This is a genomic window from Streptomyces sp. NPDC045998, from assembly GCF_056430285.1.
On the sequence record NZ_JBWKLJ010000002.1, the window covers coordinates 722,045 to 742,129 of the forward strand.

General features: G+C 73.2%; 15 protein-coding genes. 6 read left to right on the forward strand and 9 right to left on the reverse strand.

From position 1 onward, the window contains the following. Window positions 1–279: 279 nt before the first annotated feature. Together AC07FJ_RS08205 and AC07FJ_RS08210 are read right to left on the reverse strand one after the other, a co-directional pair. A complete protein-coding gene (locus tag AC07FJ_RS08205; protein ID WP_479046598.1) occupies window positions 280–1,488 on the reverse strand; it encodes a methyltransferase domain-containing protein in 1,209 nt (402 codons plus the stop codon). Further along, a complete protein-coding gene (locus tag AC07FJ_RS08210) occupies window positions 1,478–2,794 on the reverse strand; it encodes an MFS transporter (protein WP_479046601.1) in 1,317 nt (438 codons plus the stop codon). Before AC07FJ_RS08210 ends, AC07FJ_RS08205 begins: the two co-directional genes overlap by 11 nt. 582 nt (window positions 2,795–3,376) lie before the next feature. Between AC07FJ_RS08210 and AC07FJ_RS08215 the strand changes: the two genes are divergently transcribed. After that, window positions 3,377–3,889, forward strand: a complete 513-nt coding sequence (locus tag AC07FJ_RS08215; protein WP_479046602.1) for a hypothetical protein — start codon at window positions 3,377–3,379, stop codon at window positions 3,887–3,889. Between the two features lie 104 nt (window positions 3,890–3,993). On the opposite strand, the gene AC07FJ_RS08220 is transcribed toward AC07FJ_RS08215, so the two are convergent. From AC07FJ_RS08220 to AC07FJ_RS08240, 5 genes are all read right to left on the reverse strand, one after another. Beyond that, window positions 3,994–5,517, reverse strand: a complete 1,524-nt coding sequence (locus AC07FJ_RS08220; RefSeq protein WP_479046604.1) for an ABC1 kinase family protein — start codon at window positions 5,515–5,517, stop codon at window positions 3,994–3,996. A 26-nt stretch (window positions 5,518–5,543) separates the two neighbouring features. Next, window positions 5,544–7,064 (reverse strand): oxygenase MpaB family protein, encoded by a 1,521-nt coding sequence (locus AC07FJ_RS08225; protein WP_479046607.1) that lies wholly within the window; start codon window positions 7,062–7,064, stop codon window positions 5,544–5,546. Beyond that, window positions 7,061–7,924: a phytoene/squalene synthase family protein gene (locus AC07FJ_RS08230; protein ID WP_479046609.1), complete on the reverse strand. Its 864-nt coding sequence runs from the start codon at window positions 7,922–7,924 to the stop codon at window positions 7,061–7,063. Before AC07FJ_RS08230 ends, AC07FJ_RS08225 begins: the two co-directional genes overlap by 4 nt. Continuing rightward, window positions 7,925–8,641 carry a polyprenyl diphosphate synthase gene (uppS, locus tag AC07FJ_RS08235; protein ID WP_468282694.1) on the reverse strand — a complete coding sequence of 239 codons (717 nt, stop codon included), beginning with the start codon at window positions 8,639–8,641 and terminating at the stop codon, window positions 7,925–7,927. A 346-nt stretch (window positions 8,642–8,987) separates the two neighbouring features. Beyond that, the gene (locus AC07FJ_RS08240; RefSeq protein WP_479046611.1) at window positions 8,988–9,611 is read right to left on the reverse strand and encodes a hypothetical protein; all 624 of its coding nucleotides are present in this window, start codon (window positions 9,609–9,611) and stop codon (window positions 8,988–8,990) included. Between the two features lie 454 nt (window positions 9,612–10,065). Here AC07FJ_RS08240 and AC07FJ_RS08245 point away from each other — a divergent pair, with 454 nt between their 5' ends. After that, complete coding sequence (locus tag AC07FJ_RS08245; protein ID WP_479046614.1) at window positions 10,066–10,569, forward strand: hypothetical protein; 504 nt, start codon at window positions 10,066–10,068, stop codon at window positions 10,567–10,569. Continuing rightward, on the forward strand, window positions 10,566–15,725 hold the full coding sequence (locus tag AC07FJ_RS08250) for a tetratricopeptide repeat protein (RefSeq protein WP_479046617.1): 5,160 nt from the start codon (window positions 10,566–10,568) through the stop codon (window positions 15,723–15,725). The genes AC07FJ_RS08245 and AC07FJ_RS08250 overlap by 4 nt, the downstream gene beginning before the upstream one ends. A 19-nt stretch (window positions 15,726–15,744) precedes the next feature. Here AC07FJ_RS08250 and AC07FJ_RS08255 read toward each other — a convergent pair whose 3' ends face one another. Then, entirely contained in the window at window positions 15,745–16,749 is a 1,005-nt protein-coding gene (locus AC07FJ_RS08255; protein WP_479046618.1) for a GlxA family transcriptional regulator, read from the reverse strand. A gap of 115 nt (window positions 16,750–16,864) precedes the next feature. Between AC07FJ_RS08255 and AC07FJ_RS08260 the strand changes: the two genes are divergently transcribed. The 3 genes from AC07FJ_RS08260 (at window position 16,865) to AC07FJ_RS08270 (ending at window position 19,641) form a co-directional block, all read left to right on the forward strand. Then, window positions 16,865–17,797, forward strand: coding sequence for an NADP-dependent oxidoreductase (locus AC07FJ_RS08260; RefSeq protein WP_479046620.1), 933 nt, complete (start codon window positions 16,865–16,867; stop codon window positions 17,795–17,797). A gap of 36 nt (window positions 17,798–17,833) precedes the next feature. Continuing rightward, window positions 17,834–18,595, forward strand: a complete 762-nt coding sequence (locus AC07FJ_RS08265; protein ID WP_479046621.1) for an alpha/beta fold hydrolase — start codon at window positions 17,834–17,836, stop codon at window positions 18,593–18,595. A gap of 221 nt (window positions 18,596–18,816) precedes the next feature. Then, window positions 18,817–19,641: an ATP-grasp domain-containing protein gene (locus tag AC07FJ_RS08270; protein ID WP_479046624.1), complete on the forward strand. Its 825-nt coding sequence runs from the start codon at window positions 18,817–18,819 to the stop codon at window positions 19,639–19,641. Between the two features lie 51 nt (window positions 19,642–19,692). Here the strand turns inward: AC07FJ_RS08270 and AC07FJ_RS08275 are convergent, their stop codons facing one another. Further along, window positions 19,693–20,058 carry an MmcQ/YjbR family DNA-binding protein gene (locus tag AC07FJ_RS08275; RefSeq protein ID WP_361429420.1) on the reverse strand — a complete coding sequence of 122 codons (366 nt, stop codon included), beginning with the start codon at window positions 20,056–20,058 and terminating at the stop codon, window positions 19,693–19,695. Window positions 20,059–20,085: the final 27 nt, after the last annotated feature.

Here is a 20,085-nt window from a genome sequence, read left to right on the forward strand (position 1 = left end):
CGCGGCAAGGCGGGGGTGTCGGCTCGGGGATGAAGCGGGCCGTGTTGGGTCACGAGTAACTCTCATCTGCTGGGGCGGCGAGCGGGGCGCTGGACGAGGGGCCTTGTGGGTGGGCGAAGGCGACCGGGTGGTGAGGTTCTCCGTCTGAAGCCGCGTTCGCATGCCGCTGGTGGCGCTCTTGACGGAGCGTTCGGTGCAGCCGACCTCTTGTGCGGTCGCCGCCGGATCGAGGCCGTGGGGGTGGGGCGTGCAGGGCAACGCCGATCCGAGGAGGCGGGGTCATGGCGCCTGCCGGGGGACGGTGGTGAGCGGGGGCAGTGTCCAGCTCAGTGACGTCGGGCCCGTCCCGGAGGTGACGCGCTGGGCCCCGGTGTCGCGGAGGTCGACCCGGTACCGCTCGGGCCGGCCGGCCTGCACCCAGCGGGCGTGGAGGTTCTCGAGCTCAGCCCAGACGTCACGCGCCCCATGGACGCGCACGACGCCGTCACCCGGGCCGGCCACGGCCCACGAGTCGTCCTCGGGTGCGACGATGGTCATCGCCTCGGCCTGAAAGTCCCGCACCGTGCCGGGGACCAGGTACGCGGCGGCGAGCCAGAATCCGTGGGCGTCGTCCGGCGGTGGCGCGAGCCGGGTCGCTCGCGCCCTGCCGGGGGCGGTCTTGACGCGGGCGCGGTGGCCCAGGGCGTTAAGCCACCGGTAGCCGAGCAAGGGCCGGTACCCGCGCGACCGGCCCCGCAGGACCGCTTCGACCGTGCCCGCCGGGTTACGGGTGACAAGCAACTGTCCGGGCCAGCTCGGCGTGCGGGTCACGAGCGTCGTGAGCAGCCGGCCGCCCGGTGCGAGCTGCTCCACCCATGCCGCCGGGACCTGGGGAACGCCGATGCCGGAGTGGATCCGGTCGTACGGTGCCCGCGGGTCGTGCCCTTCAAGCGCGTCACCCTCGATCACCTCCGCACCGACGCCGAGACGGTCCAGGTTCCGCTGGGCGAAAGCCGTCATATGGTGGTCCCGCTCCACGCCGGTGGCGAGATGGGGACCGGTGATGGCGGCGGCGAGCGCGAGGGAGACGCCGGGCCCGGGCCCGAGCTCCAGATACCGCTGCCCGGGTGTGAGTTGCATGGTTTGGAGGGCTTCGACCGTGGCGGGGGTGTAAGTGGACATGGAGGTCATGTGGCCGCCGGTCACCCGCCCACGGGGGAGGGCGTCGAGGGGTTCGCCGTCGCGCTGGAGCAGGACCGACTCGTCGCTGTGGATCAGTTCGAGCCACTCCTCCTGGTCGTCGGGGTGGGAGCCGTCGAGGAGGCGCCAGTCGATCGGGTCCGTGCCCGGGCCGCTGACCCGGACGTACGCGTGCGGGAGCAGCACCTCGCGTGGCAGGCGAAGCAGCGCGTCACGCAGCAGCGGATCGGTCAGGACGCCGTCCGCCGAGAGCCGGTCGACCATGTCGGCGCGTCGACGGCTCGTCGCCGTGTGGAGGTCAAGGGACATGAACGGCGTCCTTCGCGGAAGCGGGCATGGTGGTCAGACGGCGGACCGGCGAGGTCCACAGCAGTGCCGCCGGCACGAGGTAGAGCAGGGTTCCGGCGATCAGCGCGGCGTGTACCGAGGAGGCGGCGGCGATGGCACCGGCCGTCAGGGCGGCGGCCGGCCGCAGGCCGGTGACCAGCCAGACGGACGTCTGCTGGGCGCGCGACTGCAGCTCGATCGGACACAGCTGCTGGCGGAGAGACCGCTGCGTCGTGCCCGCCGCGACCGCGGCCGCCGTCCGCAGCGCGCCGGCGGCCGCGATCACGCCCAGCCACAATGGCCCCGGCCGGGCGACGAGAAGGGGTACCCCGCACACGGTGTACGCGAGGAACCCGGCCAACATCACGCGCGCCGGCCCGCACCGGTCTACGAGGCGGGTGGCGACTACCGCCCCCGCGAGGCCGCCGACGGCCGTGACACCCATGACGAGCCCCAGGCCGGTGCTGCCGGAGTCGAGCCGCGTCAACAGCGTGTACGCGAAGTAGGTGGTCACGATTCCGTCGGCGTACGCGTGACCCGCGAGCGACAGCACCAAGGGACGCTGTATCGGATCGTGCAGCACGTAACCGACCCCTTCGCGGATGGCCGCGAGCAGCCGCGCGGGCCGGTCAGGACTCTCCCGCCGCACCACACTGGGCCGCGGCCCGATCCGAGCGGCGTACCAGGCACTCACCAGGTACGAGGCCGCGTCCAGCCACAGGGCACGGACCCCACCGACGAGCCCCACGACGAGCGTGCCACCGTAGGCCCCGGCAGTGTCCGCCAACGAGAACGCGGCGGCGATCCTTCTGTTCGCCGGGTGGAGCTGCTGCCGGTCGACGATCTCCGGAACGATGGCGATCGACGCGGCCTGATGCAGCACGGTCAGCGCCCCCAACAGCAGCGCCACCGCGTAGAGGACGGCCACGGACAAGACCCCTGCAGCCCAGCAGACCGGCACCACGGACACCACCGCGGCCGCGGCGAGATCGGTGCCGACCATGATCCGTCGCTTGGGGTACCGGTCGCCGGCCACCCCGGCGGGCAGAGCGAGGACGAACGCCGGAACCGTGGACGCGGCGGCCAGCAGCGACACCTGGCCGGGGGAGGCGTCCAGCTCCAGAACCGCGACCACCGGGAGCGCCACGCCGTGGACCGATGCCCCCGCGAGGGTCACCGCCTCGCCGGCCCAGTACGCGCGAAAGGACCTGTTGTGCCGCAGAGGAACGCCTGCTCCGGCGGCTGCGGTGGGTGTTGCCGTGTCCCGGGCTGGGCTGTCGGCCGTCACGATCGGCTCCGTTGTGACCGGCGGACGGTGCTCAGCACCTTCGGCGTCCGAGACGCTGGCCGTGGCCGTGGCCTTCGGTGGTCTTGTGCGGCTTGCGGCAATGTGTTCCCTGTCGGAGGCGTGGTCGTGCTGTCGGCGTGTTCAACGACGCCGCCGCGATTTCGAACACGCGCTCTTTCGGACGGGTTGCGCACGCCGGAATTGAGGGGTTGCGCGCAGATGCGCAGTGCACCGATCCTTGCTGCGCAAGAGCGCGCGGCCGAGGGCGGATGGCCGAAACGCCGATGCGCCGATGCGCCGATGAACCGATGGCCCGCCTGGCGGGCGGGTCGCCGGGGTGGACCTGGATGTGGAGGGGGCGACAGCCGAGGGTGACGCCGTGACCGTGAACGCCAGCGGTTGTATGTCACCTCACGGCCGCGCCGCCGCGCTCCGGGCGGTCGTTGGACCCTGCGTACGGGAGGCTGGTGGGCTCGGCTACCGTCGGCACCGGCAGACGCAACCGGCGAACCGGACTAGTGACTGGTGGCCGGGCCACCTTGCCGGGAGCGGGCGCAGGCACAAGGAAAGGCAGACGATCCCATGGACCTCGTCCTGGATCCGCCCCGCGGCGCCGGCCCCGTACGGCTGGGCATGACGCTCGATGAGGCCGTCGAGGCGGTCGCCGCCTGGGGGACACCGAAGATCGCGTACGACCACGACGATCCGTCGACGACGATCCACACGGCGTGCGACGAGATCTGGGTCAACGTGCTGCTGGAAGACGCCGGGAAGTCCGTTACCGCGGTGGAGCTGTGGTGGCCGGGTGAAGGCCGCCACACCGACGTCCGCGTGCTCCTCGACGGCGACGACGTCTTCACGACACCGGCCGAGGACCTCTTCCGGCGGGCGGAGGAGCGCGGGTGGACGGTCGACCGGACCGATCACGCGTACCCGTTCATCCCCGGCGTTTCCCTGGGCTTCACCCGCCAGACCTCCCAGGAGATGCCCCGAACGCGAGGCGGTCTCCCCCTGTACGTCACCTCGGTCCTGGTCGGCGGCGAGCAGTACTACGGCGAGCACTACTACGGCGAACCGCTCGCCGGCCTGGTCTGAGCAACGTCATCGGTCGTCATCGGTCGTCATCGGTCGAGTGGCCGGTGGCCCGCCGGTGACGAGACCGCGCGGACCCGAGCCCGGTGGCGAACGGCGGACGCTCCCTACCGCCGCGGGCCGTGGCGCGTCACCCGGTGCACCGCCCACGCGGCGAGCGCCCACCCCGCCGCGGCACCGCCGTGGCGTGCCAGCGGGCCTCGTCCTTCGCCGCCACCGCCGATGCCGTGACCGGGTGACAACGCCATGCGCGCCGCGCCCTCCTGGCCGGCCAGGCCGCGCAGCACGGCGCGCGCCTCGTCCACGGCGCTGTCACCGGCCGCCAGAAGCTCCAGGCCCCGCCGTGCCACCTGCTCCTGTGACAGGTGCCTGCGCGCGAGCTCACCCATGACGTCCATCAGCGCTTCCCGGAACACTTCCGCGGCCGACAGATTCGGGGCCATGCCGCGCACCGTGCACTCGACGTTGGCCATGGACTTGCCCAACATGCCGATCATGGGGCTGGTACGGATCCCGCGCCGGGCGGCGCACCGCAGGATCGTGGACAGGGCCGAGCCGAGGTTCATGCCGTCGAGGCGGCTCATCGCCAACTGGGGCACCACGCGCGCCAGATCGTCCCGGAACCCCGGCAGGTCCGTGCGCGGGGTGGACCGGCCCAGTTCGAGCCAGGCGGCGGCCAGCCCCCGCGCGTCGTTCTGGGCGATGCTGGTGAACGCGAGCGCTCCCACCGTCCCGGTGTGCCGGTCGACGCGCCCGGCCATCCCCCAGTCGATCAGGGTCGCCCCCGTCTCGGGGTGCAGAAAGACGTTTCCCGGATGCGGATCGGCGTGGAAGAAGTGCTCGACGAAGTAGCCCCGGTACATGTACCTGAGCAGTTCGGCGCCCACCCGTTCGCGCTGCTCCTCGCACAGGTCGTCCGCCGCCCCGGCGCTGAGCGCCCGTCCGGGTGCGACGCTCTGGATCAGCACCCGCCGCCCGGCCTGCCGTACCGCGGGCACCGTGAGGTGGCGGAAGCCCGCGGCCGCCCGGCGGCCGGCCTCCATGTGCGCGGCCTCGGCGGTGAAGTCGAGCTCCGGCCGCATGTAGTCGAAGATCCCCTGCAGGACCGCGTCGAGGTCCAGCACCTCCGCGAGCCGGGGAGCCGCCCGCCCCGCCATCCGGGCCGCTCGGCCCAGCGCCGCCATGTCCGCCCGCATCCGGCCCGCGGCCCCGGGCCGCTGCACCTTGAGCACCGCGTGGCTGCCGTCGTGCAGCACCACGGGATACACCTGGGCCAGCGACGCGGAGCCGCAGGGCCGGCCGGTGTCGACCTCGCGGAACAGCCGCCGCCAGTCGCGCCCCAGCTCCTCCTCGAGTACCGGCTCGAAAGAGGCGAACGGCGCCACCGTCACCGCGCCCTGCAGCCGTTCCAGTTCCGTCACCAAGGCGCTGGAGACGAGATCCGGCCGGGTGGCCAGTACCTGTCCGACCTTGATGTAGAAAGGCCCCAGCGCCTCCAACGCCTCCCGGATCCGCCGCGCCCGGCAGCGCTGCGCGGCCACTCTGTCCTCAGGCGCATCGGCGTTCTCCCGGGCCGTGAGCACATCCTGCGCGAGCAGCCCGGCCAGCCGGGCCACGGCAACGCCCCGCACCCCTTCTCTTCCCACGGTCACCGGCCTCAGGCCCGTCCCAGCAGCTGGGTTCCGGACACGTGTGCTTCCCGGGCCATGAAGAACGCCGTGAATCCGTCCAGGAGTTCGGGCAGGCTGATGGTGCCGTCCTTGTCTACGTCGAGTTCGTCGAAGCCGCGGTCGAGGTCGCCCGGATCGATCCGTCCTCCCGCGAACACCGTGCGGTACTCATGCCGGTCGATGGCCCCGCTGCCGTCGGTGTCCACTGCCTCGAACATGGCGCGCACAGCATGGTGCACACCGTCGCGCACGTACGCCGGGTCCGCGTCGCAGTTGCGGAGCATCGCCGTGATCCACTCGTCCTTGCCGATGCTTCCGTCGCCGTCCGTGTCCATGGTGGAGCGCATGTGCTCCCACCACGTGGTGAATCCGGCGTACACCCTGTCCTCCTGCTCCGGGGAGAGTTCCAGCTGCCAACACAGGGCACGGGCCATGGCCTGGAGGTCGGGGGCGTCGATCCTGCCGTCGCCGGTCTGGTCGAGCACCTGCGAGAAGAAACGGCCCAGCCGGTCCTCCCTGGAGTCGCGGTCCCGCCCGCGGACGGCCGCGGACGCCACCGCTCTGACCAGCCCCAGGGGCCGGGACAGGAGACCGGCGCCGGGAAGCGTGAAGCCGCCGGGGCGCACCTCGTCCGCCTCGTCCAGGTCCCGGCCTGCCAGCGCGGCGGCGGCGATGGGCATGTACCGGCCGCCCACGGGCAGCGGTTCCATCGCGGCGCGCGCGGTGTGGTGCACGGTGCGCGACAGCGTACGGTCGGCCTGCCCCACGTGCAGATGGAGGCGCTCCCGGTACGTCCGCGGCAGCTGCGCTGCCACCGCGCCGGGCATCAGCATCGCGGCCGAGGAACGCATCATCGCCCACAGTGGCGGACACCACTCCAGCACCGACGGCGTCGCGGCACCCCGGTACATGTCCCGCATCAGGAAGCGCACTTCGGTGTTGTCCTCCAGCACCTCGCGCTGCATCCGCTCGAAGTACTCCCAGAACCCGTCGAGATCGGGCGGCAGCAGGTCGCGGTCCAGGCCGAAGGCCCCGAGAGTGGCACGCCACTCGTCGTACAGCCTCGCCTCGGAGACGGCCGAGAGCGGCCGGCCGGCGAGCCGCTCCATGCTGCTCATCGCCTCGAACACGGTGCCGAGCACCCAGGCCCGTACCTCCGGCTGCTCGGCGGTGTAGGCGCGGCCCCGCTCATCGGTGCCCTTGATGCGCCGGTGGGCGCGCAGGATCCGGTGCGCCTCCTTGTGCCGCTGCTCGGGCGGGGCGTAGACGAAGCGCTGCAGACTGATCAGGGTGTGGTCGACGCGTCGCCAGGGGTGGGTGCGATAGGTGGAGTGCTTGGCCAGGCCGGCGCCGACCACCGGGTGCGCCGCTTGCAGCACCAGCAGGCGGGGCATCACCAGGGCCATCCGCCACTGGCCCAGCAGACTCCAGGTCACGGACCCGGGGCCGGGGAAACCCATCCAGTCGATGGAGACTTCGGGCTCGGAGGCCGACAGGGGTGCGGTCATGTCGGGGCGCCTTCCATGGGCTGTCGCCGCGCGGCGAAGAGGACCTTGAGCGAGGGCATCAGGGGGGTTCGGACGGTTTTCCGCGTCAGATGGGGTCCGGCTCGTTCGACGGCCCGCAGCTGGATCCGGTGCACGTCGAGGAAAGCCGTCATGACAGGGGTGAACTCCGGCGGCAGGAGCGGCAGGACGGCGCCGGCCCGGTCGAGGGCCGCGCCGGCGAGCTCGATCTGCTCTGACAGCTGCCGACCGGTGTGCGGCAGGCAGGGCAGCCCGGCCCGCAGGTCGTCGGCGAGGTCGCTGAGGCAGTCGATGCGCTGCGCCGCCTCGGCCGCGTCGCGCAGCGCGCGGACCACCTGCTCTGTACGGCACCCTGGGTGGACTCCGCTGAGCAGGAGCATCAGCGGATGCGAGACGCGGTCCACGTACGCCTGGAAGCCGGCCTCCGAGCCGAAGTCGCGGTAGTCGAGGTCGCCGGCCATGCCGTCCATGAAGTCGCCCACCCACGCCTCGGGGAGCCCGGTGCGTTCCAGGGTGAGCAGCAGCGCGGCCAGCCGGGGATCGTCCGCACGGCGGTCGGTGAGAGCCGCCCGTACGGTGGCCTCCCACGTACGGAAACGCTGGGGGCGCCGGTCGACCGGTCCGCTGTCGGCAGCGGTGTCCGTGGCGTGAGCGAACGCGTACACGCACAGGATGTGCGGCTGCAGCCACAGCGGTGCGAGCAGCCGGGTGGCCGCATAGTAGGGAGGCTCGAGTCGGCGAACCTCGCGGGCGATATCGCGGTACGTGTTCCGCGCCAAAGGCTCGTGGATTCCGGCACGGTCCAGCACGACCCGGTACGAGACGGACGGTACCAGGTTCATTCAGGCCGCCCCCGCCTTTCCGAAACGGCGTTCCCGGCCGGCATAGTCGGCCACCGCCTGCCAGAGGGCGTAGCGGTCGAAGTCGGGGAAGAGTACGTCGGTGAAGTACAGCTCCGCATAAGCGCATTGCCACAGCAGGAAGTTGCTGATCCGGTGTTCGCCCGAGGTGCGGATGAGCAGGTCCACGTCCGGTACGCCGGGCTGGTACAGCCGGCTGGTCAGCGACGCGACATCGATGCGGTCGGGGCTCAGCCGTCCGTCGGCGGCGTCCCGGGCCAACTCGGCCGCCGCCCGCAGCAGTTCGTCACGGGCCCCGTAGTCGACACAGAAGACCAGGTCCAGCGTCCGGTTGCCGCGGGTGAGCTGTTCGAAGTCGGCGAGGGTACGGCCCAGTGCGGGCGGCACCCGGTCGCGCCGGCCGCACCACAGGGCCCGTACGCCCTTGGCGTGCAGTTCGGCACGGTTGTCGGTGACGAAATCGCCGATGATCTCCAGAGTCCTGGCGACCTCCTCCGGCTCGCGTCGCCAGTTCTCGGTGGAGAACAGGTAGAACGACAGGTACCGGATCCCCGCCTCCACGGCGCCGTCGATGGTGTCGAGCAGGCGCGGCACGGCGGCGGCGTGCCCGGCGTTGCGGGCCAGGCCGCGGCGAGCGGCCCACCGGCCGTTGCCGTCGACGATCAGGGCGACGTGTGCGGGCAGCCGCTCCGGCGGCACCACAGGCTCCCGGCCTCTGAACGAATGCGGCTCCGACGACAACGGGGTACCGGCCATTTAATTCCACCCTCCCATGAACGTGCTCCCGGCGTCGTTCGTACCCCACCCCCCACCGCCTGAATCGCTTCGGATTTTCTGTCGCACCGTTGTACGACGACAGAATGGATGTCTTTATTCGATGCTTCGATTCTTCGATGCTTCGATGATGCGATGAGGGGAGAGCGCGAAAAGGAGAATGCGCGCGCGTCAAAGGAGAAGGCAGAATGCGATTTTGCGGTGTAAGCGGTGAGGCGCCGGTCCCCGTCCCGTGCTGCCGACGGGAGGGGAACCGGGGGCCGCGACCCGGTCAGTGGCGGGTGACCGCCGTGGCGAAGGGCGCCGCGTGCGCGGGGACGGACGCGAGGAGGGCGACCCACGAGCCGTCCGCGAACCGGAGCTCCATACGGCCCCTTTGCAGGACGCCCATGGGGTTGACCTGCAGGGTGGCGATCGCGGAGCCGGCCTCCCAGCACAGCCGCATCTGCGGCGTCGGCTGCCACAACGGGGAGACGTCGCTCAGCGCGAACCAGCGCCTGTCGGTGACGGCCAGGATGCCCGTGACCGAGCCGCGTGTCTCGGCGAGGCGGATGAGGAAGTGCCCGGCCGCGCTCCGCCAGCCGCCTTCCATGCTCTTGCCGTGCATCAGTCGCGTACCGGCGTTCTCGACCGCGTCGGGCAGGCGGTCCAGCGCGTCCGCCGCGGCGGCCGGTCGTGAGCGGCGGGGGTCGAGGGCGGCGGAGGTGAGCAACTTCCGCAGGCGTCGGGGCAGTTTCTCCTCGACGCGCCGCTGGAGCGCCGACGGCTCGGGGCGGGCGAGCAGCGGTTCGGGCGGGGTGGGCACGCCGGGCGCGAGTTCGTACGAGCACGCGTCGATGAGCCGCTCCCCGCTCTCCAGGGCCTGCCGGGCTCGTTCGCGTGTTTCCTCGGTCAACGGGTGTGCTCCTGTGCGGTGTCGGGCTTCTGAGCGGGGCCGGAGGGGTGGCGCGGTCGACAGCGGGTCCGCACCCTGGGCGATTGGGCCCGACACGGCGGCACGGGTTTCTCGCACGGCGGACCGGGGTTCTCGCGGCGGCAGCGCACGCGCCTCGCCCGCCGGTCGTCTTCCAGGCCGACGGGCTGGTGTACGGCGCGCCCAGGCCCCGGCACGTGGACAGGCCGTCGGCTCAGTCCCAGATCACCTCCCGCAGTGGACAGGCTGGACACGAGCGGATTCCTTCGGACGAAGTGGGCGTGGACGGCGCCGGTAGGGGACCAACCGGGGCCTCCCTCAAACGAACGGACCGGGAAGTTGGCCGGAACCGCATCAGGTGAACCAAGCCGTCCGCAGCGACCCGATGGCACACTTGTGCCCTCGGAGTGGTCAAGTGCCTCTGGAGGAGATCGTCTTGGACCCTGCTGTCGCGGCCGTCGCCGCCACCGCCGCGACCACGCTCGTCACCGCGATGACGACGGACGCGTGGGACCACACCAAGCGGGGTTTCGTCCGGCTGCTCGGGCGCGGCCAGAGCGAGGAAGCGGCGGCCGCCGAGGCGGAGTTGGAGCAGGCCCGCGAGACCGTCCTCACCGCCTACGAGCGCGGCGACGAGTCGGCCCTGGGCGCCGCGCACGACGACTGGGCGGCCCGGCTCGGCGCGGCCCTGGAGAACGCCGACCGCTCGGCCGAACACGAGAGGCTGCTGCGCGAGCTGCTCGCCGGGCAGCCCGGCGCCGACGGCGAGATCCGCGCCCTCGGGGCGGCGCTGCGCGGAACGGCAGCCGGTGGCGTCTACACCCAGGTGAACCAGAACGGCGGCGCGGGCGCACAGGGTCCGGGCGCGGCCGTCACCATCAACCACCACCATTACGCAGCCGGCGGTGCACCGGCTCAGGCGCCCCTCGGTGAATCTTGACCGAGCCGCGCTACGAACAGCACGTCGCCGCCGGCGCGGTGGCGGCACAGGGCCCGAACGCGACCGCGACCGTCCACCACCACTACTACGGGGGGCGGCTGCCGGCGATCGAGGCGTTACCCGCCCCGGCCGCCCCGGACACCGCATGGCTGATGGCGCAGCCCAGCCGCCTCCTCGACGCACGGAGCCACGTCGTCCCCTTCACCGGCCGGGAGGCCGAGCTGGAACGGCTGCGGCAGTGGCGCGACGCGCGGGACACGCGGCTTTCGGTGCTCCTGCTCCACGCCCCCGGCGGGGAGGGCAAGACGCGGCTCGCCACGGAGTTCGCCGAGCAGTCCCGGAGCCCGGACCTGCCGGCGGCCGAACGCTGGGAGGTCCTGCAGGCGGGCTTGCGGAGCGCAGGCCCGCCCGCGGGCGACGTGGCCGCCTCCCCCGCGGACGGGGCCGGTGTGCTGCTCGTGGTCGACTACGCCGACCGCTGGGCGCACAGCGAGCTGGAGCGCCTGCTGTCCGACCCCGTCCTGCACCGGCAGCGGCCCACGCGCGTCCTCCTGATCGGCCGCACCGTCCGCTGGTTCGCCGCCCTGCGCGGTGAGCTCGCCGACCGCCGCGCCGCCACCGGCGACCTGCTCCTCCCCTCCCTGGACGCGGACCGGCTGCGGATGTTCACCGCCGCCCGGGACCGCTTCGCCGCACACGACCTGTACGGCCTGCCGGACACGGCAGCCGTCGGGCCGCCCGTTTCCCTGAACCGCCGTGGCTTCGGCCTGACGCTGAACCTGCACATGGCCGCCCTCGTCTCCGTCGACGCCCACACGCGCGGCGAACGGCCCTCCCTCGCGGAGCCGCACGAGCTGTCGGCGTACCTCCTGGACCGCGAATACCGGGCGTGGCAGCGGCTGTTCGACGCCGGTGGACACGGGCAGGACTACCGGACCCGGCCCGCGGTCATGGCCAAGACGGTGTTCACGGCCGCCCTCACCGGTGCCGTGAGCCACGACGCCGGGGCGCGGGCGCTGCGCGCCCTCGACCTGCCGGGCCACCCGCAGGACCTCCTCCTCGACCACCGGTTCTGCTACCCGCCCGCCGACCGCGAGCTGGTCCTGGAGCCGCTCTACCCCGACCGGCTCGCCGAGGACTTCCTCGCCCTGCTCACGCCCGGGCACGACATCAGCGCCTACGACCCCGACCCGTGGGCGAGCGGGGTCCCGGCCGTCCTGCTGGACGGCGAGCTGAGGCCCACCGTGGCCCCGCGGGCCGTGACGTTCCTCGCCTCCGCGGCCGACCGCTGGGCCCATCTCGGCGAGCGGGTGCTCTACCCCCTGCTGCGCGCCGAACCCGGCCTCGCGATCGCGGCCGGCAGCCCCGCCCTGACCGCGCTCGCCGCCCTCGCCGACCCGAGCGCCACCAGCGACACGAGCGCGCCCAGCGGCACGAGTGCCACGACCGGCCCGGCCGGGAAGGGCGTCGACCCCTCCCTGCTCGCGGTCCTGGAGGCCGTCGAAGCGGAACTGCCCTCGGGCCGCCACGCGGACCTGGACAGCGGCATCCTCGCCGTCGTCGAGACCCTGATCGCGCACCGTCTGGCCACGACCACGGACCTCGGCCAACGCGCCTGGCTGTACGGCACCCTGGCGTGGCGCCGGGCCAACGCCGGCCGACGGGAGCAGGCGGTCGCGCCCGCCGAGGAGGCCGTACGCCTGCACCGGGAGCTCGCCGCGAGCGACCCCGGCCACCTGCCGCAGCTGGCGAACGCCCTCAGCGTCCTCGGCGACCGGCTGTCCGCCGCCGGCCGCTGGGAGGAGGCGCTGTTCACCGCCGAGGAATCCGTGGCGATCAGCCGCAGCCTGGCCGCCGCCGACCACGCCGCTCACCAGGACCGCCTGGCGGACTCGCTGGCCGGGCTCGGCAACCGGCTCGCCCGGCACGGCCGGTCCGAGGAGGCCCTGGCCGCCACCCAGGAGGCGGCCGAGCTGTACCGGCGCCTGGCCGACGCCGACCCCGTGTACCGGCCCGACCTGGCGGGACTGCTCAACAACCTGGGTCTGCGCCTGGTCGACGCGGGCCGCACCGAGGAGGGCCTGGCCGCCGCCGAGGAGGCGGTCGAGCTGTACCGGCGCCTCGCGGACGCCGACCCCGACGGCGAGCGGCACCACTTCGCCATGTCGCTCACCAACCTCGGGGCCGCGCTGCGTGCCGCCGGCCGCCCCGAGGAAGGGCTGGAGATCACGGAGGTGGCCACCGACCTGTACCGTCAGCTGGCCGACGCCAATCCCGCCGCCCACCAGCCCGACCTGACGACCGCGCTGATCAGCCTGGGGGCGTTCCTCGCGGACCTGGGCCGCGGGGAGGAGGCCCTCGCCCCGGCCGAGGAGGCCGTGGCGATCCAGCGGCAGCTGGCCGACACCGACGCCGCCGCCCACAGCCTCGGTCTGGCCAAGGTCCTGAACGACCTCGGCAACCGGCTCCTCGCCCTGGGCCACGAGGAGCGGGCCCTGGCCGTCACCCGGGAAGCCGACGACCTCTTCCGGCAGCTGACGCTCGCCCACCCCACGGTCGACCTCCCCGAGCACGCGGACGTACGCGGCCGGCTGGCCCGCACCCCGAGCAGCGTCCGGGAGGAGGCGCTGGCCGCCACGCGTGCGGCGACCGAGCTGTACCGGCAGCTGGACGAGACGTTCTCCGGGGTCGAACGGGCAGACCTCGCCACGTCGCTGGGGAAGCTCGGCCAGACCCTGGCCCGCCTGGGACGTTTCGAGGAGGCCGTCACCGCCGTGGAGCGGGCCGCGGCCGTCCACATCGAGACCGGTGACCGCCGCCGCGCCGCCGAGCTGCTCCTCGAAGCGGGCCACGCGCTGATGGGCATGCGACGCTCCGAGGACGCGGCCGCCTTGTTCGACGGGGCCGCCGGCCATTTCCGCCGGACCGGTGACCGCGTCCTGGAAAGCACCGCGCTGACCAACCTCGGCACCGCCCTGGCCGACGACGGCCGCCACGACGAGGCCGTCGCCGCCGCCGAACGGGCCGCGGCCACCTTCCGGGGCGCCAGGCCGCGGATCTTCGAGGTGGCGGCGCTCACCAACCTGAGCAACGCCCTGACGGCCGCGCTGCGGTTCGCCGAGGCCGCCGAGGTCAGCCGGCGTGCCGCCGCCCTCTCCGACGAGACGGGCGACGGCCGCCATGAGGGCCTGCCGTTGCACAACCTCGGCAACGCCCTCCTCGGCCAGGGGCGCCACGAGGAGTCCATCGCCCCCTCGCGGCAGGCCGCGGCCGTCTACCGCGAGCACGGCGACCACCGCCGCGAGGCGGACTCCCTCAGCAACCTGGGCGACGCCCTGTACGAGACCGGCCGGCTCGACGAGGCGATCACCGCCTACCAGCGTTCGGCCGCGCTCTTCCACGAGAACGACGACCGCGGCAAGGAAGGCCGGGTGCTCAGCCGGCTCGGCACCGCCCTGCTGCGTATGCGGCGCTACGACGAGGCCGTCGCCGCCACGCAGCGGGGCGCCGCGGTGTGCCGGGAGCTCGGCGACCGCACCGGCGAGGCGTCGGAGCTGATCAACCTCGGAAACGCCTGTACGGAGCTGGGCCGTTACGCGGAGGCCGCCACCGCCTGCGGGAAGGCCGCCGCACTCCTGCGGGGGACCGGGGACCGCGAGCGCGAGGCCCATGCGCTGGCCAACCTCAACGAGGCCCTGACCAGAGCGGGGCGTTTCGAGGAGGCCGCGACCGCCTGCGAGGAGGCCGCCGCCGGTTACCGCGAGGCGGGCAACCGAGAACGCGAGCGCGTGTTGCTGCACACGCTCGGCATCCACCTCGTCCGGCTGCACCGGTCGGCCGAAGCGATCACGGCGTACCAGCGGGCGCTCGGCCTCTGCCGGGAACTCGGCGACCGCGACAACGAGCTGGCGGTGCTGTTCAGCCTCTCCCTCGTCCTCGTCTACGAGGGCCGGTACGCCGAGGCCGTACCGGTCTGCGAGCAGGCGGCCGCCGGTTACCGCGAGGCCGGTGACCCGGCGCACGAGGCCGAACTGCTCGACCGGCTCGCATCCGTACTCATGGAGCTGGGGCGCGTCGCGGAGTCCGTCGCCGCCCGCGAGCGGGCCATCGTCGCGTTCCGCGCCGCGGGCGACGCACGCGGCGAAGGAGCGGCGTACGGCGAACTCGGGGAAGCCCTCTACCGGTTGGGCCGGCACGCGGAAGCCGTCACCGCCGGCCGGCACGCCGCCGAGACGCACCACCGGTCCGGCGACCGCGCCCGGGAGGCCCATGCGCTCACCGTCGTCGGGCGCGGCCTGACCGGGCAGGGAAAGCCGAAGAAGGCCGTCACCGTCTGCAGGCAGGCCGTCGAGCTCTTCCGCGGGACCGGCAACGGCCCCGGCGAGGCCCAAGCGCTGCTCCACCTCGGCGACGCCCTCACGGCGGCGGGCCGCGAGGAGGAGTCCCTGGCCGCCGTACGCCAGTCCGTCGGCCGGTACCGCGCGTCGGGCGACCCACGGGGCGAGGGCCTGGCCCTGTATCGCCTGGGCGAGGCCCTCATGGGCGCGCGCCGGTACGAGGAGGCCGTCCCCACGTACGTGCGGGCCGCCGCCGCCTTCGGGGAGAAGGACCTCCCCGCCATGGAGGGGTCCGCGCTGCTCAACCTGTGCAACGCCCTGCGGGCACTGGGCCGGAACGACGAAGCCGTCACCGCCTACCGCCGGGCCGCCACCGTCTACCCGCGAACGGCCGACCGCGAGCGGGAGTCCCAGGTCCACTTCCACCTCGCCCAGCTCCTGGAGCAGATGGGCCGGAACGGTGAGGCCATCCCGTCCTACCGGCGCGCCGCGGAGCTGTTCCGCGACCGGGAGGACCGCGCCAACGAAGGGCAGGCGCTCTTCCGGCTCGGCATCGTGGCCGTGGGACTCCAGCAGTACGAGGACTCCGTCCCCGCGTTCGAGCGGTACCTGGAGATCTGCCGGGAGACCGGCGACAGCCGGGGAGAGGGCATGGGTCTGCTCCTCCTCGGCGGCCTCCTGGTGGACGTGGGACGGTACGAGGAGGCCGTCGCCGTCAACCAGCGGGCGGCCGAGCACTTCCGCCGCTCCGGCCACCGGGAGTCGGAGCAGCTGGCGCTGAGCCATCGCGAGAAGGCACTGCGCGCCCTGGGCCGCTGAGGTCCAGGGCCCCCGGCGCTCACACCGGCCGGAACGCCCGGCGGTACGACGAGGGCGAGACCCCGATGGCGGCGGCGAGGTGCTGGCGGAGCGAGGCGGCGGTGCCGAAGCCCGCGTGGGCGGCGACCTGGTCGACCGGCAGGTCGGTGGTCTCCAGCAGGCGCCGCGCGTGCTCGACGCGCTGCCGGGTGATCCACTTGCCGGGCGGCATCCCCGTCTCCTCGCGGAACCTGCGGCAGAACGTCCGGACGCTCATGCCGGCGTGCTCCGCCAGTTCGGCCAGGGTGAGCGGCCGGTGCAACTGCCCCACGGCGAAGTCGCGGGTGGGGGCCGTCGTGGCGTCCGAGGGCTCCGGCACCGGACGGTCGATGTACTGCCCCTGGCCGCCCTCCCGCCACGGGGGCACCACGCACAGCCGGGCCACCCGGTTGGCGATCTCGCTGCCGTGGTCGCGCCGCACCAGGTGCAGACAGAGGTCGATGCCGGAGGCCACCCCGGCGGCGGTGAGGACCTGACCGTCGTCGACGAAGAGCACGTTGGCGTCCACCCGGACCCGCGGGAAGGACCGCTGGAAGTGTTCGGCCTCTTTCCAGTGCGTGGTGGCGGGCCGGCCGTCGAGCAGGCCCGCGGCGGCGAGGACGTACGACGCCGTGCAGATCGAGACGATGCGGGCGCCCGCCGGTACCAGTGTCAGGGCCTGGCGCAACGCGTCCGGCAGCCACTCCCGTTCGGTGGCGGAGCCCTCCGCGGAGCCTCCGGCCGAGCCCTCGGCAGGGCCCCCGGCCGGGCCGCAGGTGAAGGGCGGGATGACGACCGTGTCCGCCGTCCGCAACGCCTCGCTGCCGTGGGCCACGGCGATGGTGAAGTCGGCGCTCGTGGTGACCGGCCCGCCGTCCAGACTGCACGTCGCCACCTCGTACAGCGGCTTCCCGTCCCGTCCGGCCGCCGTGCCGAAGATCCGCACCGGGATGCTGAGTTCGAAGGGATAGACACCGTCGAGGGCGAGGACGAGAACACGATGCATGGCAAGATCCTTTCAGGTGTTGGCAAGCTTGCCACTCGCTCCTCTCCAGCGCGTACGAAAAGCTTGATCACGACGGGCCGCGGTGGCCCGCCACGACGGGGAACGGGAGTTGACGATGCGCGCGATCGGCCAGGACGGATTCGGTGGGCCCGAGGTTTTGAAGGTCATGGAGGTGGAGCGCCCGCAGCCCGGTCCGGCCGAGGTGCTGGTGCGGGTCCACGCCGCCGGGGTGAACCCGACGGACTCCTGGCACCGCGCCTCCGGCGGCCTGGCCGGCACGGTGGTACGGCTCGGCTGGGACGTCTCCGGCGTGGTCGAGGCGGTCGGCCCCGGCGTGACCACGCTCGCCCCGGGCGACGAGGTGTTCGGACTGCCGCGCCACCCGCTCCCGGCGGGCACGTACGCCGAGTACGTGACCTCCCCGGCCCGGCACCTCGTCCGCAAGCCCGAGGCGCTGACCCACATACAGGCCGCGGCACTGCCGCTGGCCGCCCTCACCGCCTGGCAGGCCCTGGTCGACGTGGCCCACGTACAGGAGGGCCGGCGCGTGCTGGTCCACGCGGCGGCGGGCGGCGTCGGGCACCTCGCCGTCCAGATCGCCAAGGCCCGCGGAGCGCACGTGACCGGGACGGCCCGCGCGGCCAAGCACGCGTTCCTGCGGGGCCTCGGCGCGGATGAGCTCGTCGACTACACCGCGACCGACTTCGAGACGGCCGTCGCGCCCGTCGACGTCGTCGTCGACACCATCGGCGGCGCCTACGGGCCGCGCTCGCTGCGCACGCTGCGCCCGGGCGGCGTCCTGGTCTCCCTCGCCTCCCCGGCCGAGGCGTATCTGGCCGACGAAGCCGCCGCCGTCGGCCGGCGCGCCGCCTTCATGATCGTGGAAGCCGACCAGGCGGGCATGAGGGAGATCGCCGCCCTGGTGGAGAGGGGCCAACTGCGCCCGGAGATCGACACGGTGCTCCCGCTCGAACAGGCCGCCAAGGCGCACGAGCTCGGCGACAGCCGCCGCACCTCCGGCAAGATCGTGCTCACCGTCGCGGACTGACCGCCCCGACGCGTACCGAGACGAGGAAACACCCCGATGACCACCTTCGTCCTCATACCCGGCGCCTGGCACGGCGCCTGGACCTTCGAACCGCTGGCACGCGGGCTGCGGGAACACGGACACCACGCCTACCCCCTCACCCTCACCGGCGTGGGGGACCGCAGACACCTGCTCACCGCCACGGTCAACCTCGACACCCACATCGCCGACGTCGTCAACCTCCTGCAGGACGAGCAGATCACCGACGCCGTACTGGTCGGCCACAGCTACGGCGGCATGGTGATCACGGGCGCCGCCGACCGCGTACCCGAGCGCGTGGCCGGACTCGTCTACGTCGACGCGATGGTGCCCGAGAACGGCGACTCCTGCTGGTCGCTGGTCACCGAGCAGGAACGCGCCTGGTACCTGCAGGGCGTGGGCGAGACCGGCTACACCAGCGCACCGCTGCCGTTCTTCGACCCCCGGGCGACACCGCACCCCCTGGCGTCCCTGCTCCAGGAGATCCGGCTGGAGGGCGGGCTCGACCGCTTCCGCGGCAGGGACTACGTCTACGCCACCGGGTGGGACGGGCAGTCGCCCTTCACCGCACTCCACGAGCGCCTCCGCGACGATCCCTCCTGGCGCACGCACGCGGTGCCCTCCGGGCACAACGTGATGCGGGACGCCCCCGACGACCTGCTGAAGATCCTGCTGGCGGCAGCCCGGCCCCCATCCGGCGCGTCAGGGCATGCGGCTCCAGAAACCGACGATGTGCGTGCGGTGGTAGTCGACGGGGCCGATGCGCAGCGGCGCCAGTGAATGCGTGTACGGCGGGCCGCCCGCGACCCCCGGGCGGTGGGGGAGCTAGGCGGGCGGCCCGGGGCCGTGCGGCGCGCCGGTGCGGGCGAAGGCGGCCCAGCACCCGGTCATCGTCACCGGCAGGCGGCGCTGCGCCGGGGTGAAGAGGCCACTCTCCCGCCCGTCCCGGTGCTTCAAAACCCATGGACGGTTCGGCCATGGCGGTGGCAAGGTCGCCTGGCATGAACGAGCACGGAGTCCTCGCCCTGTCACCCCAGCCCACCATGACCGGTGAGCTGCTGTCGGCCGCCGCGCGGCGGCGGTCCATGCGGGTCGAGGTGCTTCCGGCCGTCGGCGCCGCGGGCCTCGGAGGTTCCGGGGACGTCCACTACTACGGTGGGCCCCGGTTCGCGGCGGGGGTGGTGGACGACCTCGGGATCGCCCTGCTGGAGCCGGCCGATGGCTGGCTGACGGCGCTGCCGTACGCGTACACCCTCCGACGGGTCGTCCAGGCCACCCTGGGCGAGGCCCGGCAGCTGACCAGGCCGGTGTTCGTGAAGCCCCCGAGCGACAAGAGCTTCCCTGCGGCGGTCCACGCCGATGGCAGCCGGCTGCCGTACGGGAGGCCGGGGGAGCCTGCACCGGACACCCCGGTTCTGGTCAGCGACGTGGTCACCTGGGCCGTGGAGTTCCGTCTCTTCATCCTGGACGGAGAGGTCCGCACGGGTTCGCAGTACGCCACCTTCGGACGGCTCGACGTGGCACCGCTCGACGGCCACCGTCACCGCGCCGCCGTGCTCGACTTCGCGGCGCGGCTCCTCGCCGCGTGCGGGGACACGCTGCCGAGCGCGGTGGTGGTGGACGTCGGGCTGGTGACGGCACCCGACCCCGGAGGAGCGGAGGGGTGGGCGGTGGTCGAGGCGAACATGGCCTGGTTCAGCAACTGTTACGCCGCCGACCCCGACCGTGCCTTGGACGTCGTTCTGCGCTCCGCGGGCCCCCGGACCCGTCTGGCGGCGAGCGACCGAGCGTGGGTCAAGCCCTCCGGGCGCCGTCCCGTACCGTGATAGCCGTTGAAGACGCCGCCGTTCCGGGCCGGGTGGGCCGGCAGCCTGCGCTCAGCGGTCGGCCGCCCCTCCGGGCCGCAGGCCGGGGTGGGCCTCGACCAACCGGTCCGGGGCTGCCTGTCTCCACGAGTCGACGAGGATGTCCCGCAGTTCGTCCAGGTCCTCCAAGGCGGCGAGCCGCACGCGGACCCATGCGGAGCTCGCCTCGTGCGGTGGGACCCAGAACTTCCCCGGCTCGGCGGCGATCAGTTCGGCGCGCTCGTGCTTGGGGCAGCGCACGGCGAACGACGTCTGGTCGTCGGGGATGGTGACGTACATCTTCCCGGCCACGCGGAAGGTGGGCATGCTCCATGCCTCCTTCTCCACCGTCTCCGGGAAGGACAGCGCGATACGGCGGACCTGCTCGGCATCGATCATGGCCACCACGGTAGCGAGCACCACTGA

Bases quoted from the DNA above. Each gene is read 5' to 3' on its own strand.
- AC07FJ_RS08205 (WP_479046598.1), bottom strand. From the start codon at position 1,488: ATGTCCCTTGACCTCCACACGGCGACGAGCCGTCGACGCGCCGACATG.
- AC07FJ_RS08215 (WP_479046602.1), top strand. From the start codon at position 3,377: ATGGACCTCGTCCTGGATCCGCCCCGCGGCGCCGGCCCCGTACGGCTG.
- AC07FJ_RS08225 (WP_479046607.1), bottom strand. From the start codon at position 7,064: ATGACCGCACCCCTGTCGGCCTCCGAGCCCGAAGTCTCCATCGACTGG.
- AC07FJ_RS08230 (WP_479046609.1), bottom strand. From the start codon at position 7,924: ATGAACCTGGTACCGTCCGTCTCGTACCGGGTCGTGCTGGACCGTGCC.
- AC07FJ_RS08255 (WP_479046618.1), bottom strand. From the start codon at position 16,749: ATGCATCGTGTTCTCGTCCTCGCCCTCGACGGTGTCTATCCCTTCGAA.
- AC07FJ_RS08260 (WP_479046620.1), top strand. From the start codon at position 16,865: ATGCGCGCGATCGGCCAGGACGGATTCGGTGGGCCCGAGGTTTTGAAG.
- AC07FJ_RS08265 (WP_479046621.1), top strand. From the start codon at position 17,834: ATGACCACCTTCGTCCTCATACCCGGCGCCTGGCACGGCGCCTGGACC.
- AC07FJ_RS08270 (WP_479046624.1), top strand. From the start codon at position 18,817: ATGAACGAGCACGGAGTCCTCGCCCTGTCACCCCAGCCCACCATGACC.
- AC07FJ_RS08275 (WP_361429420.1), bottom strand. From the start codon at position 20,058: ATGATCGATGCCGAGCAGGTCCGCCGTATCGCGCTGTCCTTCCCGGAG.